Origin of the sequence: Nocardioides psychrotolerans (assembly GCF_900113685.1) — a bacterium.
Taxonomy (GTDB): domain Bacteria; phylum Actinomycetota; class Actinomycetes; order Propionibacteriales; family Nocardioidaceae; genus Nocardioides; species Nocardioides psychrotolerans.
The window spans coordinates 61744-79604 of sequence record NZ_FOQG01000012.1; the positions used below are offsets into that span (position 1 = coordinate 61744).

15 protein-coding genes are annotated in these 17861 nt (G+C 69.3%); all 15 read left to right on the forward strand.

Annotated features, from left to right (window positions below; genetic code table 11):
* The first annotated feature begins 1 nt into the window (after position 1).
* The 15 genes from hisS to BM204_RS14765 all read left to right on the forward strand — a co-directional run bounded on the left by hisS (position 2) and on the right by BM204_RS14765 (position 17826).
* Complete coding sequence (gene hisS, locus BM204_RS14695) at positions 2-1372, forward strand: histidine--tRNA ligase (protein WP_091114788.1); 1371 nt, start codon at positions 2-4, stop codon at positions 1370-1372.
* A complete protein-coding gene (gene aspS / locus BM204_RS14700) occupies positions 1369-3159 on the forward strand; it encodes an aspartate--tRNA ligase (protein WP_091114791.1) in 1791 nt (596 codons plus the stop codon). The genes hisS and aspS overlap by 4 nt, the downstream gene beginning before the upstream one ends.
* Positions 3160-3418: 259 nt before the next feature.
* Positions 3419-4354, forward strand: a complete 936-nt coding sequence (locus tag BM204_RS14705) for an ABC transporter permease (protein ID WP_246166247.1) — start codon at positions 3419-3421, stop codon at positions 4352-4354.
* 77 nt (positions 4355-4431) lie between these two features.
* The gene (locus tag BM204_RS14710; protein ID WP_091114796.1) at positions 4432-6177 is read left to right on the forward strand and encodes an ABC transporter substrate-binding protein; all 1746 of its coding nucleotides are present in this window, start codon (positions 4432-4434) and stop codon (positions 6175-6177) included.
* A 127-nt stretch (positions 6178-6304) separates the two neighbouring features.
* Complete coding sequence (locus BM204_RS14715) at positions 6305-7312, forward strand: ABC transporter permease (protein WP_091114799.1); 1008 nt, start codon at positions 6305-6307, stop codon at positions 7310-7312.
* 11 nt (positions 7313-7323) lie between these two features.
* The gene (locus tag BM204_RS14720; RefSeq protein ID WP_091114954.1) at positions 7324-8403 is read left to right on the forward strand and encodes an ABC transporter ATP-binding protein; all 1080 of its coding nucleotides are present in this window, start codon (positions 7324-7326) and stop codon (positions 8401-8403) included.
* Positions 8403-9683, forward strand: a complete 1281-nt coding sequence (locus tag BM204_RS14725; protein WP_091114801.1) for an ABC transporter ATP-binding protein — start codon at positions 8403-8405, stop codon at positions 9681-9683. Before BM204_RS14720 ends, BM204_RS14725 begins: the two co-directional genes overlap by 1 nt.
* A 37-nt stretch (positions 9684-9720) precedes the next feature.
* Positions 9721-11046, forward strand: a complete 1326-nt coding sequence (locus tag BM204_RS14730; RefSeq protein ID WP_091114957.1) for a replication-associated recombination protein A — start codon at positions 9721-9723, stop codon at positions 11044-11046.
* Between the two features lie 35 nt (positions 11047-11081).
* Positions 11082-11606 carry a hypothetical protein gene (locus tag BM204_RS14735; protein ID WP_091114804.1) on the forward strand — a complete coding sequence of 175 codons (525 nt, stop codon included), beginning with the start codon at positions 11082-11084 and terminating at the stop codon, positions 11604-11606.
* Entirely contained in the window at positions 11603-11917 is a 315-nt protein-coding gene (locus BM204_RS14740; protein ID WP_174813017.1) for a DUF6167 family protein, read from the forward strand. Before BM204_RS14735 ends, BM204_RS14740 begins: the two co-directional genes overlap by 4 nt.
* A complete protein-coding gene (gene alaS / locus BM204_RS14745) occupies positions 11917-14625 on the forward strand; it encodes an alanine--tRNA ligase (RefSeq protein ID WP_091114805.1) in 2709 nt (902 codons plus the stop codon). Before BM204_RS14740 ends, alaS begins: the two co-directional genes overlap by 1 nt.
* On the forward strand, positions 14625-15086 hold the full coding sequence (gene ruvX, locus BM204_RS14750) for a Holliday junction resolvase RuvX (protein WP_091114808.1): 462 nt from the start codon (positions 14625-14627) through the stop codon (positions 15084-15086). The genes alaS and ruvX overlap by 1 nt, the downstream gene beginning before the upstream one ends.
* Entirely contained in the window at positions 15079-16281 is a 1203-nt protein-coding gene (gene mltG, locus BM204_RS14755) for an endolytic transglycosylase MltG (RefSeq protein WP_091114810.1), read from the forward strand. The genes ruvX and mltG overlap by 8 nt, the downstream gene beginning before the upstream one ends.
* Positions 16282-16294: 13 nt before the next feature.
* On the forward strand, positions 16295-17107 hold the full coding sequence (locus BM204_RS14760) for a shikimate dehydrogenase (RefSeq protein ID WP_091114812.1): 813 nt from the start codon (positions 16295-16297) through the stop codon (positions 17105-17107).
* Positions 17104-17826, forward strand: a complete 723-nt coding sequence (locus tag BM204_RS14765; RefSeq protein ID WP_091114814.1) for a prepilin peptidase — start codon at positions 17104-17106, stop codon at positions 17824-17826. The genes BM204_RS14760 and BM204_RS14765 overlap by 4 nt, the downstream gene beginning before the upstream one ends.
* The last annotated feature ends 35 nt before the right edge of the window (positions 17827-17861 follow it).

Genomic DNA, 17861 nt, shown 5'->3' on the forward strand with positions numbered 1-17861 from the left:
GATGGCAAAGACACCCCCGCGTGGTCCGCTCAGCGGGTTCCCCGAGCTGCTTCCTGAGCAGCGCTTCGTCGAGCAGCAGGTCATCGACACGTTGCGCCGCGTCTTCGAGCTGCACGGCTTCGCCGGCATCGAGACCCGCGCCGTCGAGCCCCTCGATCAGCTGCTGCGCAAGGGCGACACCTCCAAGGAGGTCTACCTCCTGCGTCGCCTCCACGAGGAGTCCGCCGAGGGCCACGCCGGGCTGGGCCTGCACTTCGACCTCACCGTTCCCTTCGCCCGCTACGTCCTGGAGAACGCCGGAAAGCTGGCCTTCCCGTTCCGCCGCTACCAGGTCCAGAAGGCCTGGCGCGGCGAGCGGCCGCAGGAGGGCCGGTTCCGCGAGTTCACCCAGGCCGACATCGACATCGTCGGTCGTGACTCGCTCGCGTTCCACCACGACATCGAGGTCACCCGCGTCATGGTGGACGCCCTGACGCGCCTGGACTTCCTGCCTGCCTTCCGCCTGCAGGTCAACAACCGCAAGCTCATCCAGGGCTTCTACGCCGGCCTCGGCCTCGGCGCCGACGACACCGACGAGGTCATGCGCCTGGTCGACAAGCTCGACAAGCTGTCGGTGGACAAGGTGCGCGAGCTGCTCCTGGCCGATGCCGGCATCTCGGCCGCCGACGCCGACAGGGTGCTCGAGCTCGCCACGATCCGCTCCGACGACGACGGCTTCGTCGAGCAGGTGCGTGCCCTCGGTGTGGAGCACGAGCTCCTCGACGAGGGCCTGGCCGAGCTGGCCGAGCTGGTCCGCGGCTGCGCCGACCTGGTCTCCGACCGGGTGCGCGTCACGGCCGACCTCTCGATCGCTCGTGGCCTGGACTACTACACCGGCACGGTCTTCGAGACCCGTCTCGACGGTTACGAGTCCATGGGCTCGATCTGCTCCGGTGGTCGCTACGACGCGCTCGCCAGCGACGGCCGTACGACGTACCCCGGCGTCGGCATCTCCCTCGGCGTCAGCCGGGTCGTCGTCCCGCTGCTGGCTCGGACCGGTCTGACCGCGTCGCGCTCGGTGCCCAGCGTGGTGCTGGTCGCGGTGGTGGACGAGGAGGGTCGGCCCACGAGCAGTGCGGTCGCCGACGGCCTGCGCCGACGTGACATCGCCTGCGAGGTCGCGCCCGACGCGGCCAAGTTCGGCAAGCAGATCCGTTACGCCGAGCGGCGTGGCATCCCCTTCGTCTGGTTCACCACGACGACCGAGGACGGCACGGTGACCCACGAGGTCAAGGACATCCGATCGGGGGAGCAGGTGAGCGCCGACCCGGCCGCCTGGACCCCACCCACCGATGACCTGCGACCGCAGGTCCTCTTGAAGGAGCAGCAGTGATCCGCACCCATGACGCCGGCGCCCTCCGCGCCGAGCACGTCGGTCAGACCGTCACCCTCGCGGGCTGGGTGGCCAAGCGCCGCGATCACGGTGGCGTGGCCTTCCTCGACCTGCGCGAGGCCAGCGGTGTCGTCCAGGTCGTCGTGCGTGACGAGGCCGTCGCCCACGCGCTGCGCAGCGAGTTCTGCATCAAGGTCACCGGGCAGGTCAGCGCCCGCCCCGAGGGCAACGCCAACCCGGGCCTGCCCTCCGGCGAGATCGAGGTCATCGCCGACGACCTCGAGGTCCTCAGCGCCGCGGCGCCGTTGCCGTTCCCGATCGACGACACGGGTCACAAGGGTGGGGACGTGGGGGAGGAGGCGCGGCTCAAGCATCGCTACCTCGACCTGCGTCGCAGCGGCCCCAACGCGGCGCTGCGCCTGCGGTCCAAGATCAACAAGGCCGCGCGCGACGTCCTCGACTCCCACGACTTCGTCGAGATCGAGACCCCCACGCTGACGCGCTCGACGCCCGAGGGCGCCCGCGACTTCCTCGTGCCCGCCCGCCTGCAGCCGGGCAGCTGGTACGCCCTGCCCCAGAGCCCCCAGCTGTTCAAGCAGCTGCTGATGGTCGCCGGCATGGAGCGCTACTTCCAGATCGCGCGCTGCTACCGCGACGAGGACTTCCGCGCCGACCGGCAGCCGGAGTTCACCCAGCTCGACATCGAGATGAGCTTCGTGGACCAGGAGGATGTCATCGAGCTGATGGAGGACGTCCTCGCCGCCATGTGGAAGCTCATCGACGTCGAGATCCCACGCCCGCTGCCGCGCATGACCTACGCCGAGGCCATGCGACGCTTCGGCTCCGACAAGCCCGACCTGCGCATGGGCCTCGAGCTCGTCGAGTGCACCGACTACTTCAAGGAGACGCCCTTCCGGGTCTTCCAGGCGCCGTACGTTGGCGCGGTCGTCATGCCCGGCGGCGCGAGCCAGCCGCGCAAGAAGCTCGACGCGTGGCAGGAGTGGGCCAAGCAGCGCGGTGCCAAGGGCCTGGCCTACGTCCTGGTCCAGGAGGACGGTGAGCTGACCGGGCCGGTCTCCAAGAACATCACCGACGACGAGAAGTCCGGCTTGGCCGCCCACGTCGACGCGAAGCCGGGCGACTGCATCTTCTTCGCCGCCGGCCCCGCCAAGTCGAGCCGGGCCCTCCTGGGTGCCGCGCGCCTGGAGATCGGTCGTCGCGGTGAGCTGATCGACCAGAGCGCCTTCGCCTTCACCTGGGTTGTCGACGCGCCGATGTTCGAGCCCAGCTCGGACGCCGTCGAGAGCGGCGACGTCGCCGTCGGAGCCGGTGCCTGGACAGCGGTGCACCACGCGTTCACCGGCCCCAAGCCGGAGTTCGCCGACACCTTCGACACCGACCCGGGCAGCGCCCTGGCCTACGCCTACGACATCGTCTGCAACGGCAACGAGCTCGGGGGTGGCTCGATCCGGATCCACCGCGAGGACGTCCAGAAGCGGGTCTTCGCGGTGATGGGGCTGAGCGAGGCCGAGTCGCAGGAGAAGTTCGGCTTCCTGCTCGACGCCTTCAAGTTCGGCGCACCCCCGCACGGCGGCATCGCCGTGGGCATGGACCGCATCTGCGCGATCCTCGCCGGGACCGACTCGATCCGCGACGTGATCGCCTTCCCGAAGTCCGGTGGGGGCTTCGACCCGCTCACCGCAGCACCCGCGCCGATCACGCCCGCACAGCGCAAGGAAGCCGGCGTGGACGCCGTCATAGAGAAGGATTCTGCGACCCGTCCCTGATCCGCAAGAGAAACCAGTGGACAAGTGCGCTGAGACCAGATCGTTACGCGGGGGAGACCCGTAGTGCGTGCTGTGTCACATAGAGTCCGGGGCGGCGCACAGGGCGCACCCGGGACGATCTTCCGGTCCGCCGACGAGTGGCAGCAGACTCTGCCTGGACGAGGTGAGCATGTCGACACCCACGATGGGGTCCGAGACTCTCGGGCACTTGAGTGACGAGGCAGAACCTGGCGGCGATCCGACCGCCACGAGGAGCCCGGTGTCGGGTAAGTCGCCCCTGGCGATCGCAGCCGGTCGACTGCGTCGCGACAAGGTCGCGATGGTCTGCCTGAGCATCGTGATCATCTTCGCGCTGATCGCCATCTTCGCCAGCCAGATCGCGTCCCTGTTCAACGTCACGACCCAGCCGGGCAACCCGTCACAGCAGCTCGACTTCATCAACGACGGGATGCCACTGAAGGGCCCGCCCCGCAACGGCTTCGACCCCGAGCACCCGTTCGGCATCGCGCCCAAGACCGCCAAGGACAACCTGGCCAGCTGGCTCTACGGTGCGCGCACCTCGATGCTCATCGCGACGTCGGCCACCGTCGTGGCCTCCCTCGTGGGGATCGTGCTCGGGCTGGTCTCCGGCTTCGTGGGTGGCGCGGTCGACAAGGTCATCTCCTTCGTCATCGACCTGTTCCTGACGCTGCCGTTCCTGCTGATGGCCCTGGTGATCGCCCCGATCCTCAACGAGCGCTTCGCCCTGACGCCTGATCGCTACCAGACCATGCAGGTGGTGTCGCTGATCGGCATCCTGGCGGCCTTCGGCTGGATGGGCGTCGCCCGTCTGGTGCGTGGTGAGGTGCTCTCACTGCGCGAGCGCGAGTTCATCCTCTCCGCGCGGGTGATCGGCATGCCGACCACCCGCATCATGGTCAAGGAGCTGCTGCCCAACCTGGTGGCCCCGATCGTGGTCGCGATCTCGCTGATGCTGCCGGCGTTCATCGCCGCCGAGGCCGGTCTGGCCTTCCTCGGGGTCGGCATCACCCAGGGCGAGTCGTGGGGCCAGACGATCCTGCTGGCGAGCGCCTACTTCGAGCTCTACCCCCTCTACCTGTGGGAGCCCCTGCTCGGCATCGTCGTGCTGGTGCTCGCCCTCAACCTCCTCGGCGACGCGATCCGCGACGCCGTCGATCCCAAGACCCGACGCTAGGCGTCGGTCCTCCCCCAAATGTTGTCGCGGGCTGGGGCCCGTGGCACGGATGAAGAAAACAGAGAGGCTGGACAACCATGAAGCGCACTAAGTCGCTTGCCGTTGTCGCAGGCTTCGCCATGGTCACGCTTGCGGCCTGTGGTGGAGACGGCGGAGGCGGAAACGCAGGGGGCAACAGCCCTAGCGAGTTCATCAACCCGGAGTCCGACTTCGGGAAGGTCGCCGACGCCGAGGGGCCCGCCCCCGAGGTCGAGGGCGCCACCACCGGTGGCACCATCACCGTCGCCATCCCGGGCGACCCCGGTCCGGAGGACCTCGACCCCGCCAACGGCTGGTCGGTCCTCGGCAACTCGATCCAGCAGGCGCTCACGCACCGTTCGCTGGTCCAGTTCCGTCGTGACCAGGAGACCGGCGCGATGGAGCTCGTGCCCGACCTCGCCACCGACCTCGGTCGTCCCAACGAGGACTTCACCGAGTGGACGTTCACCATCAAGGACGTCAACTGGGAGAACGGCAACCCGATCACCGCCGAGGAGGTCAAGTACGGCGTCGAGCGCACCTTCGACTCCGAGACCTTCACCTCAGGCCCCGGCCAGGTCTACTCCGTGTCGAATTTCGACTGCGGCGAGGGCTACACCGGTCCGCAGGACGGCGACTGCCCCGGCATCACGGTCGACGGCCAGGACATCACGTTCGCGATGCAGGGTCCCTTCCCGGACATGGACTTCTGGTCCACCTTCATGGCGATCGGTCCGATCCCGCTCGAGAACTCCGAGTTCCCGGCCTACGGTCGCATGCCCCTCTCCAGCGGCCCCTACAAGATCAAGGAGTTCCGCGTCAACGAGTCGCTGACCCTTGAGAAGAACCCCGAGTGGGACGCCGCGTCCGACCCGGCCCGTCACCAGTACGCCGACGAGTGGGTCTTCAAGTTCGACCAGGACCAGGAGAAGACCGACCAGCTGCTGCTGAGCGACTCTGCCGACGCGCAGACCACCGTCTCCAACGGCCTCGGTGCGACCAACGTCGCCGCGCTGCGGGACGCCCTGGGCGACAACTTCATCCAGCAGACCGGTCAGTGCGTGAGCTACCGCACGCCTGACTACACCAAGATCGACGACATCAACATCCGCAAGGCGATCGCCTGGGCCTACGACTTCGAGAACATCACTCTCGCGGGCGGCAACATCCCCGGCGTGACCCGGATCCCGGCCAGCACGATCATGCCTCCGGGCATGTCGGGTCGCAAGGAGTACTTCCCGGACACGGAGCAGTTCGTCTACGACCCCGAGAAGTCGAAGGCCCTCCTCGCGGAGGCCGGCGCTGAAGGCTACAAGCTGACGTTCGTCTACGACGACTCCGACGCCGAGGCCAAGGCTGCGGCCGAGCAGGAGAAGAAGGGCTACGAGAACGCCGGCTTCACCGTCGAGATGATCCCCTACCAGGAGGACGCCTACGCCCTCTGGGACGACGCCGAGAGCCCGATCAACGCCAAGCTCAACCTGCGCTCGGTCAACTGGTGCTCGGACTGGCCGTCCGCGTCCACGATGATCCCGCCGCTGGTCGAGAGTGGTCAGCCCTACAACACGTCGTACTTCTCGGAGACCGAGGTGGACGACCGCATCAAGGAGATCGCCACCCTGCCTCTCGAGGACCAGGCTGCGGCCTGGGGCGACCTGGACGAGCTCATCGGCACGAAGTACTTCCCGATGATCCCGACCGCCTACCGCAACGACCTGTTCGGTGCGGGCAGCAAGATCGGTGGCTTCACTGGTGACGCCGCCATGAGCGCGATCTACTACAAGGACCTCTTCGTCATCCAGTGACCTAGGTCCAAGAAGTAGTTCCGTTCGACACGGACACCAGGATGGGGGTCGGGCCACGGCCCGGCCCCCATCCGGTCCGCTCTTCTCCAGCCACCGTGGAGTGCTTCCACGCGAGAGGTTCGCAGCGATGTTCGCCTACATCATCAAGCGCCTGATCTCCGGCGTGATCGTCGTCATCTTGGTGTCGATGGCCGTGTTCGCCCTGTTCTGGTTCGGTCCTGAGGATCCGGCCCGTCCGATCTGCAACCAGCAGACGGGCAACCGGTGCACGCCCGATCGCCTTGAGAACTTCGAGGAGCAGATGGGCTACAACAACGGGTTCGTCTCCGAGTACGCCGCCTATGCCAAGGGGATCTTCGCCGGTCGCCAGATGGAGATCGGGTCGACCCAGATCGACTGCGACGCCCCGTGCCTGGGCTACTCACACCGGACCTTCAACCTGGTCTGGGAGGAGCTCATCGACCGAGTGCCTGCCACGATCTCGGTGGCGGCGGGCGGTGCTGTGCTCTACCTCCTGCTGGGTGTGCCCATCGGGGTCGCCGCCGCGCGAAGACGCGGCACGCTCGGTGACAAGCTCCTGGTGAGCTCGTTCCTCGTCATCAGCTCGGTCCCTTACTACCTCTTCGCCCTCCTGGCGTGGCTCTACTTCACGCTCATCTGGCAGGTGCCGATCCTCGGCGACAGTGGCTACACGCCGCTGACCGACAACCCGGCCAAGTGGTTCGGCGGTCTCCTGCTGCCCTGGTTGTGCCTGGGGATCTTCGGCTGCACGCAATACACCCGCTACACCCGTGGCGCCATGGTCGAGACGCTGAGCGAGGACTACATCCGCACGGCCAAGGCCAAGGGCCTCAAGCCGAGCACCGTCGTCTACCGCCACGGCCTGCGCAGCGCGCTCGTGCCGGTCGTCACCGTCTTCGGCATCGACCTCGGTGTGCTGCTCGCCGGGACGATCTTCACCGAGCGGATCTTCGAGATCCAGGGGATCGGACGCTGGGGGCTCCAGGCCGTCCAGAGCTTCGACCTTCCTGTGGTGTCGGCAACCGCCCTGTTCGGCGCCATCATCATCGTCATCAGCAACCTGATCGTCGACGTGATCTACAGCGTGCTCGACCCGCGAGTGAGGCTTTCGTGACCATCCACAACATGCCGTCCTCGAGCACCGGGAACGGCGACCCCGATGCGTTCCTCGTCGTCGAGGACCTCAACGTCGAGTTCCCCACCCCTGACGGGCCCGTGCAGGCCGTCCAGGACCTCAGCTACCGCGTGGGCCTGGGCCAGACCCTCGGCATCGTGGGCGAGTCCGGCTCGGGCAAGTCCGTGTCGTCCATGGCCGTCCTCGGCCTCCACGACGCGCAGCGCTCCACCATCACCGGGTCGATCAAGATCGGCGGCCAGGAGGTCGTCGGGCTCAACGAGCCCGGCCTGCGCAAGCTGCGTGGCAACGCGGTCTCGATGATCTTCCAGGACGCGCTGGCCGCGCTGCACCCCTTCTACCGGATCGGCGCTCAGCTGGGCGAGGCCTACCAGGTCCACCACTCGTCCGCCTCCAAGCGGGACGCCCGCCGCAAGTCGATCGAGATGCTCGACCGGGTCGGCATCCCCCAGCCCGACAAGCGGGTCGACGACTTCCCGCACCAGTTCTCCGGTGGCATGCGCCAGCGCGCGATGATCGCGATGGGCCTGATCAACGACCCCTCGTTGCTGATCGCCGACGAGCCCACGACGGCGCTCGACGTGACGGTGCAGGCGCAGATCCTGGACCTCCTCCAGGACCTTCAACGTGAGTTCAACTCCGCGGTCATCATCATCACCCACGACCTCGGCGTCATCGCCGAGATGGCCGACGACGTCCTGGTGATGTACGCCGGCCGCGCGGTCGAGTACGGCCCCTGCAAGGAGATCCTGGTCGCCCCCGAGATGCCCTACACCTGGGGCCTGCTCTCCAGCATCCCGGACGTCATGGCCGACACCGACGCGCGCCTGATCCCGATCCCCGGCAACCCGCCGAGCCTGCTGTCGCCGCCGAGCGGCTGCTCGTTCCACCCGCGGTGCGTCCACGTCGACAAGGTGCCGGGCGCGCTCTGCGCGACGACGCTGCCCGAGCTGCTTCCCGGGGGTCGCGGCCCCCACCACCTGAAGAGATGCCATCTCGCCAACCCGGCCGAGATCTTCCGCACCGAGGTCCTCGCCGAGATCGCGCCCAAGATGGTCGAGGAGAATTGATGGCCGACCAGGACACCACCACCGACGACCTGACGCCGGAGCGCTCGCGACCCGGGTCCGAACCACAGCTCAAGCCCCAGGTCCTGAGCTTCGACGAGGTGGCCGCCCAGGCCCACACCGCCGCGCAGCTGGACCTCTCCCGCGGTTCGGTGCTCGAGGTCGACAACCTCAAGATGTACTTCCCGGTCAAGGCCGGTGGTCTCATCCGCCGCAAGGTCGGCGACGTGCAGGCCGTGGACGGCGTCTCGTTCCAGGTGCCGCGCGGCGGCTCCCTGGGCCTCGTCGGTGAGTCGGGCTGTGGCAAGTCGACCACCGGTCGCCTGATCACGCGCCTCTACCAGCCCACCGGCGGCAAGATCCTCTTCGAGGGCCGCGACCTGGCCGACCTCAGCAACAAGCAGCTCAAGCCGCTGCGCCGTGATATCCAGATGATCTTTCAGGACCCCTACACCTCGCTGAACCCACGTCACACGGTCGGCTCGATCATCGGAGCGCCTCTCGAGGTCCACAAGGTCGTGCCCAAGAACCAGATCCTGCCGCGAGTGCAGGAGCTCCTGGAGATCGTCGGGCTCAACCCCGAGCACTACAACCGCTACCCCAACGAGTTCTCCGGCGGTCAGCGTCAGCGCATCGGCATCGCCCGCGCCCTCACGCTGAACCCGAAGCTCCTGGTGGCCGACGAGCCCGTCTCCGCCCTGGACGTGTCCATCCAGGCGCAGGTGATCAACCTGCTCCAGGACATCCAGAAGGAGTTCGACGTCGCGTTCCTCTTCATCGCCCATGACCTGGCGGTCGTGCGTCACTTCTGCCCGGAGGTGGCGGTGATGTATCTAGGCAAGATCGTCGAGATCGGTGACCGCGACAGCATCTACAGCAACGCGCACCACCCCTACACCCAGGCGCTCCTGTCGGCGGTGCCGGACGTCAAGCAGGCCGCCATCGGTGGTCGGCGTGAGCGGATCCGGCTCGAGGGCGACGTCCCCAGCCCCATCAACCCGCCGTCGGGATGTCGGTTCCGCACCCGCTGCCCGATCGCCCAGGAGATCTGCGCCAAGCACGAGCCGCCATTGCTGCAGATCGGCAAGCGCCACAAGGTCGCCTGCCACTTCCCGGGTCCGATCCACCAGCACCCGGACAAGCCCATCACCGCGCGTCTGCTCGGCACCGACGACGCCGGCAGCCCCGACCCGGGTGCCACGCCGAGCTCGCAGATCGCCAACAAGCCGGGTTACGACGACACCTGGTACGACTTGGATGCGAAGACGTTTGGACGAGCCTGACGGCCTGTTCGACACACCGGGGAAGTCGGCGCCCCGCATGGGCGCCGGCTCCCTGGCAGGCAATACGCACTCCTCCGCGCCGCTGGCGGTGCGGATGCGACCCCGCACGCTCGACGAGCTGGTCGGTCAGGCGCAGCTGAGAGCGCCGGGGTCTCCGCTGCGCCAGCTGATCGAGGGCGACCAGTCGATGTCGCTGCTGCTCTGGGGCCCTCCTGGCACGGGCAAGACCACGATCGCGGCGATCCTCAGCCAACAGACCGACCGGCGCTTCGTCGAGGTCTCGGCGGTCTCTGCCGGGGTCAAGGAGGTCCGCGCGGCCATCGACGGCGCGCGTGCCGAGCTGGTCAACGCCGGGCGCGAGACGGTCCTCTTCGTCGACGAGGTGCACCGCTTCAGCAAGGCCCAGCAGGACGCCCTGCTGCCGGGCGTGGAGAACCGTTGGGTCACCCTGGTCGCCGCGACGACGGAGAACCCGTTCTTCTCGGTCATCTCCCCGCTCCTCTCACGCAGCCTGCTGCTGCGCCTGGAGTCGCTCACCGACGACGACGTCAGACGGGTGCTCGACGACGCGCTCGCCGACGAGCGGGGCCTGGGTGGTCGCTTCACGGTGGAGCCCGAGGCGCTCGACCACCTGGTCCGCCTGGCGGGTGGTGACGCGCGCCGCTCGCTGACCTACCTCGAGGCCGCGACGGGGGCAGCCGTGGCCCGACAGAGCGACGTCGTCGACCTGTCGGTCGCCGAGACCGCCGTGGACCAGGCCGCCGTCCGCTACGACCGCCAGGGTGACCAGCACTACGACGTGACCAGCGCCTTCATCAAGTCGATCCGTGGCTCCGATGCCGACGCCGCCGTGCACTACCTCGCCCGGATGATGGAGGCCGGCGAGGACCCACGATTCATCGCGCGCCGACTGGTGATCCTGGCCAGCGAGGACATCGGTCTGGCCGACCCGACCGCCCTGACCACGGCGGTCGCAGCTGCCCAGGCCGTGCAGCTGATCGGGATGCCGGAGGCCAGCTTCAACCTCGCCCACGCGACCATCGCACTGGCCGTGGCCCCCAAGTCCAACGCGGTGACGCTGGCGATCGGCGCTGCGAGCGCCGACGTACGCGCCGGCAAGATCGGGCCGGTCCCATCGCACCTGCGCGACGCCCACTACGCCGGTGCGAAGCAGCTCGGACACGGCTCAGGACCTCAAGGCGGCTACAAGTACAGCCACGACGAGCCCTACGGCGTGGCCGAGCAGCAGTACGCCCCCGACGTGGTGCTCGACCGGGACTACTACCGCCCCACGAGCCTCGGTGCAGAGGCCCAGGTCAAGGAGCGCTGGGAGCGCATCCGACGGCTGATCCGCGGCTCCTGAAAGGCAGGCCCGGCCCCGCGATAGGGTCGGGCACTGTGAACGAGGAGTGGACCGTGCAGGCGTGGACCGTGGTGGTCGCGCTCCTCGTGCTGCTCACCCTCACCGTCGGTGGGATCCTGCTGACGCTCCTGGGACGGCGCCGGGCAGTCGCGGAGCGCGCTGAAGCCCTCGCCGGCACGGCCGCCCTGCAGGAGCGTCTCGACGCCCTCGAGCGTCGGCTGGCGACGCCTCCCGCGAGTGCCTCGGCCGTCGAGGACCGGAACTACGTCATCACCCGCATCGGCTCCGACGACGAGGAGTCCGATCGGCTCCCCGCGACCCGCGTCGACGGGCCGCTCTTCGCCGACCTGGTGCTGCGCGAGAGCGTCGTCCAGGCAGCCTCGCTGGTGGCCGGACTGCGCCGCGCGTTGGCTCCCGAGATCCGCAACCGGATCCGCTTCGAGATGAAGCGCGAGGTCAAGCGGGCCCGCAAGCAGCGGCGCGCCGACCTGCGCGGCGCTCGCCGCGACTGGGAGGCGCGGCAACGCGCCGGCACGCTCGACGAGGGCTCCGCCGCATGAGCCGCGGCCTCTGGTTCGTCGCCGGGGCCGGGGCCGGGGTCTATGCCATGATCCGGGGTCGCCGTGCCGCCGAAGCCCTGACCGTTGACGGCCTGCGTGACCGCGTCGGTGCCGCCGTCGTGGGAGCGCGGATGTTCCGCGACGAGGTGGCCCAGGGCAAGGCGGAGGCCGAAACCGACTTGCGGCAGCGCACCGGGCTCGGGCCTCATGGGGCACACGAGCTCGGGGTCGCGGCAAGCTCGACCAACCAACGAGGCCGCTCGACCCACGAGGTGGACCCACTGCACCAAGACAAGGAAGGCACCAGCTGATGGACACCGCGGAGATCCGCCGACGGTTCGTGGCGCACTTCGAGGCCGCCGGTCACACCGTGGTGCCCTCGGCCTCGCTGCTCGCCGACGACCCCAACCTGCTGTTTGTGCCGGCGGGAATGGTGCCCTTCAAGCCGTTCTTCCTGGGGCAGGAGACGCCGCCCTACGACCGGGCGACCAGCATCCAGAAGTGCGTGCGCACGCCCGACATCGAGGACGTCGGCAAGACAACGCGTCATGGCACGTTCTTCGAGATGTGCGGAAACTTCTCCTTCGGCGACTACTTCAAGGAGCGGGCCATCGAGCTGGCGTGGAGCCTGCTCACCAAGCCGGTCGCCGAGGGCGGTTACGGGTTGGACGAGTCGCGGCTCTACCCCTCCGTCCTCGAGGGCGACGACGAGGCGATCGGTTACTGGATGAAGGTCACCGGCCTGCCCCGGGAGCGCATCGTCCAGCTCGGCAACAAGGAGAACTACTGGTCGATGGGAGTCCCGGGTCCGGGTGGCCCCTGCTCGGAGATCCTCTACGACCGCGGGCCGGAGTGGGGCCCGGAGTTCGACGTGGCGACGCTCGGCCCGGACATGCCTTTCGAGCTCGAGGACCGGCTCCTGGAGATCTGGAACCTCGTCTTCATGCAGGACGAGCTCTCCGCGGTGCGGTCGAAGGAGGACTTCGACATCGCCGGCTCGTTGCCGAAGAAGAACATCGACACCGGCATGGGCCTGGACCGCGTCGCGCTGCTGCTCCAGGGCAAGGCGAACATGTACGAGATCGATGTCATGTACCCCGTCATCGCGAAGGCCGAGGAGCTCACCGGCAAGCGCTACGGCGACAACCACGAGGACGACGTCCGGTTCCGAGTCGTCGCCGACCACGTCCGGTCCTCGATGATGCTCATCGGCGACGGGGTCACGCCGGGCAACGACGGTCGCGGCTACGTCCTGCGTCGTCTGCTGCGTCGCGCGGTCCGGTCCATGCGCCTGCTCGGGTGCGAGGACCGCGTGCTCCCGGAGCTGATGCCCGTCTCTCGCGACAAGATGGGGGAGACCTACGCCAACCTCATCTCGGACTGGCCGCGCATCTCGCAGGTGGCCTTCGCCGAGGAGGACGCGTTCCGCAAGACGCTCCAGGCCGGCACCCAGATCTTCGACCTCGCCGCCACCGACGTGAAGTCGTCCGGTGCCACGATGCTGTCCAGCGAGCGCGCCTTCGCGCTGCACGACACCTTCGGCTTCCCGATCGACCTGACGCTCGAGATGGCCTCCGAGGCCGGACTGACGGTGGACGAGGCCGGCTTCCGCGCGCTCATGGTCGAGCAGCGCGAGCGCGCCAAGGCCGACGCCCGCTCCAAGAAGGGCCAGCACGCCGACACGACCGTCTACCGCGGGATCCTCGACGCGCACGGCCCCACCGAGTGGCTCGCCTACGAGACCGACCAGACCGAGTCCAGCGCCCTGGCGCTGCTGGTCGGCGGCGCTCCTGCGCGCTCGCTCGCCCAGGGTGAGATCGGCGAGCTGGTGCTCGACCGCACCCCGTTCTACGCCGAGTCCGGTGGGCAGGTGGCCGACGCCGGCACCATCGTGTTCGACGGCGGCAGCCTCGAGGTGCTCGATGTGCAGCGCCCCGTGCGTGGCCTGGTCGTGCACCAGGTGCGCGTCGTCGACGGCGAGCTGGTCGCGCCAGGCCCGACCGGCGGACAGGGGTTGCTGCACGCCCGAGTCGACCCCGACTGGCGCGTCGGCGCCCGCCAGGCCCACTCGGGCACCCACGTGGTGCACGCCGCGCTGCGTGACGTGCTCGGCCCCACCGCGCTGCAGTCCGGCTCCTACAACCGCCCGGGCTACCTGCGTCTCGACTTCGGCTGGACCACGGGGCTGAGCCCCGAGCAGGTGCGCGACATCGAGCAGGTCTCCAACAACGCCCTGCGTGCCGACTTGCCGGTCGGCGCCGACTACATGAGCCTCGAGCAGGCCAAGGAGTGGGGTGCGATCGCGCTCTTCGGCGAGACCTATGACAACACCAAGGTGCGTGTCGTCGAGATCGGCGGACCGTGGTCGCGCGAGCTCTGTGGCGGCACGCACGTGTCGCACTCCTCGCAGATCGGCACCATCGTCGTCACGGGTGAGGCCTCCGTCGGCTCCGGCAACCGCCGCATCGAGGCGTTCACCGGTGTCGAGGGCTTCGCCTACCTCGCGCGTGAGCGCGACGTCGTCGGCCAGCTGACCGGGCTGCTCAAGACCCAGCCCGACGACCTCGTCGGCCGGGTCAGCGACCTGGTGGAGCGCCTGCGCCAGGCCGAGAAGGAGATCGAGAAGGGCCGTGTCGCCCAGCTCCTGGCCGGTGCCGGCCGGCTCGCCTCGTCGGCAACCCGGGTCGGCGACGTCAGCGTCGTGGCCCAGCGCGCCGACGGAGCCGGCGGGGGAGACGTGCGCACGCTCGCGCTCGACGTCCGCAGCCGGATGAGCGCCGGCGAGCCCGGCGTCGTGGTGATCATCGGCGGCGTCGAGGGCAAGGTCGCCGTCGTGGCCGCGCTCAACGACGAGGCCCGCTCGCGGGGGCTCTCCGCCAACGACCTGGTCCGCGCCGTCGGCACGCTCCTGGGCGGCAAGGGCGGTGGCAAGGACGACGTCGCGCAGGGTGGCGGCACCGACGCCTCCCGCGTCGACGAGGCCCTTGCCCTCGTCCTCGCCGAGGTGGCCCGCGCCTGATGCGCCACGGCGTACGACTCGGCATCGACCCGGGGGATGCCCGAATCGGGGTCGCCCGCAGCGACCCCACGGGCTTCCTCGCCACCCCCGTCGAGACCGTACGACGAGGCAAGGGCGACCTGCGCCGGCTGCAGGCCATCCTGGTCGAGGAGGAGGCCGTCGAGGTGGTCGTCGGGCTGCCCCGGTCGCTCTCGGGGCGGGAGGGGCCGGCGGCCGTGAAGGTCCGCCAGTTCGCGGGCTCCCTGGCGCGCCGGGTCGCGCCCGTGCCGGTGCGGCTGGTCGACGAGCGACTGACCACCGTGTCGGCGGAGGCTATGCTGCGCGACCGTGGCAAGAAGGGCGTCAAGCGCAGAGCTGTCGTCGACCAGGCCGCCGCCGTACTGATCCTGCAGCATGCACTGGATACCGAACGCGCCACCGGGATGGCGCCGGGTGAGATCGTGGAGGAGACCCATGAGTGACCCAACGCCGGACCCGGTGCCGGACGAGCACACCGAGCCCCGTGACGACCCCCATGACGACCTCCACGAGGGCAGCGTCATCCCCGTGTCGGGTGCCGGGGGCTCACGGCGTCGCAGGCGCCGCGGTCGTGGCTGCCTCCCGGTGCTGATCGTGCTGGCCGTCCTCGGCGGCCTGCTCTACGTGGGCGTGACCAAGGGCGTCGAGGTCATCAAGGACCAGTTCAGCGAGGCCGCGGACTTCGCCGGCCCTGGGAGCGGCAAGGTCAACTTCGAGGTCGAGCCGGGCGACACCTCCACCGACATCGGCCGCAACCTCAAGGACCAGGGAGTCGTCGCCTCGGTCGACGCCTTCGTGGCCGCTGCCAACGGCGAGCCCCGCGCAGGCGGGATCCAGGTCGGCTTCTATGCCCTGAAGAAGGAGATGTCGGCCGAGGACGCGCTCCAGGTGCTGGTCGACCCCGCCAACATCATCTCCAACGCGATCACGTTCCCCGAGGGCCTGCGCGTGGTCGACATCCTCGACATCTTCGTCGAGAACACCGACTTCAAGCGCCGCGACTTCGAGAAGGTCCTCGACAACCCGGGCCCGCTCGGTCTGCCGGGCTACGCCGAGGGCAACGCCGAGGGCTACCTCTTCCCCTCGACCTACGGCTTCGGGCCCAACGAGACGCCCACCTCGATGCTCACCGCGATGGTCGACCGCTGGAAGCAGGCGGCTGACGACGCCGGTCTCGAGGACGCCGCCGCGGCGCTGGACCTGTCACCGCACGAGCTGATGACGGTCGCCAGCCTCGTCGAGGCGGAGGGTCGTGGCGACGACATGCCGAAGATCTCCCGCGTCATCTACAACCGGCTCGACGACGTCGACGGTCCGACGATCGGTCGCCTCCAGATCGACGCGACGGTCAACTACGCGCTGGGTCGCGAGCTCGTGGCGATCCCGACCCTCGACGACCTCGAGGTCGACTCGCCCTACAACACCTATGCCAACGCCGGATTGCCGCCCGGGCCGATCGAGGCACCCGGAGACGCCGCCATCCAGGCGGCCAGCAACCCGGCCGACGGCGACTGGTTGTTCTACGTGACGGTCAACCTCGAGACGGGCGAGACCAAGTTCACCGAGAGCTACGACGAGTTCCTGGCGTTCAAGGACCAGCTGCGCGACTACTGCGCCACCCAGTCCGACCGCTGCTGATGAGGTGCCCGGCGTGAGGTGCGCCGTCCTGGGCGACCCCATCGCGCACTCGCTGTCGCCGGTGCTGCACCGGGCCGGCTATGCGGCGGTCGGGCTCGACTGGACCTACGACGCCGTCCGGGTGCCGGCGGGGGGACTGCGCGACTTCATCGCTTCCCTGGACGGCACCTGGCGCGGGCTCTCCCTGACGATGCCGCTGAAGCGCGAGGCCATGGCGCTCGTCGACGAGGTCACCTCGCGCGGGAGGCTCGTCGGCGCGGTCAACACGCTGCTGCTCGTCGACGGGAGGGTCGTGGCCACCAATACCGACCTCACCGGTGCCGCCGCCGCCGTCCACGAGAGGTACGACGGGCCCGTCCGCTCGGCGAGCATCCTCGGCGCGGGTGCCACGGCAGCGTCGACGGGGCTGGCGCTGTGCGACCTCGGCGCCACCACGATCACCCTCCTGGCGCGCTCTCCCGAGCGGGCCCGGGAGACAGTCGAGGCGATCGGTCGACATCCCTCGCGTCCGACCGTCGACGTCGGCTCTCTCGACGACGTCCCGACCGGTGACGTGCTGGTCAGCACGGTGCCGGCTGGTGCGCAGACGCCCGCGCTGGTCGCGCGGTGCTCGGGGGTCCCGGTCGTGTTCGAGGTCCTCTACGACCCGTGGCCGACGCCGCTCGCTGCCGGCGTCGAGCGGGACGGACGGGTGCTGGTCAGCGGGCTCGACCTGCTGGTCCACCAGGCGGCGCACCAGTTCGAGATCTTCACCGACCGGGAGGCCCCGCTCGCAGTGATGCGCGCCGCCGGTGAGGCCGCGCTGGCCGAGCGGCGTCCCGCGTGAGCGACGACCTGGCCGGCCTGCTGGTCGGTCTCGTGCTCTGCGGCCTCACCGGGCTGTTCGTCCCGCGCCTGATCGCCCGCGTGCCCGAGCCGGAGGACGACCCTGACCTCGACCCGCCCAAGGAGACCTATGTGGCGATCGCCGCGTTGCCCGGTCTCACCTGGAAGGGCGCGCTCGCCTCGGCGCTCGCCGGTGCGTTGGTCGGCACCGAGGTCGGGCTCGCCTGGCCGCTGCTCTTCCTGCTGCCGCTGGTGCCCGTCGGAGTCGCGCTGACGGTCATCGACTGGCGGACCATGCTGCTGCCCACGCGCATCGTCGCGCCGTCGTACGTCCTGGTCATGGCGCTGGTCCTCCTCGCCGCGGCGCTGAGCGGTGACACCGACGACCTGGTCCGGGCCGGGTGGGGCTGGCTGGTCTACGGCGGGTCCTTCTTCGTGCTGTGGTTCATCCACCCGCGCGGCCTGGGCTACGGCGACGTCAGGCTCGCGGGCGTCCTCGGCATCGCGCTGGGCTACCTCGGCTGGGGCGAGCTGCTGGTCGGTCTCTACGCCGGGTTCCTGCTCGGCGGCGTCGGCGGGGGACTGCTCTCGCTGCTGCGGATCGTGGAGCGCCGGGCCTTCCCGTTCGGACCGTTCATGCTCGTCGGCGCCCTGGTGGGCGTCGTCGGGGGAGCCCCGCTCCTGGACGCCGCCTTCGGTGGGAGTCTCGTCGGGGGATGACCGGCGTGACGTCCGCGGGGGTCAGTGGAAGACTG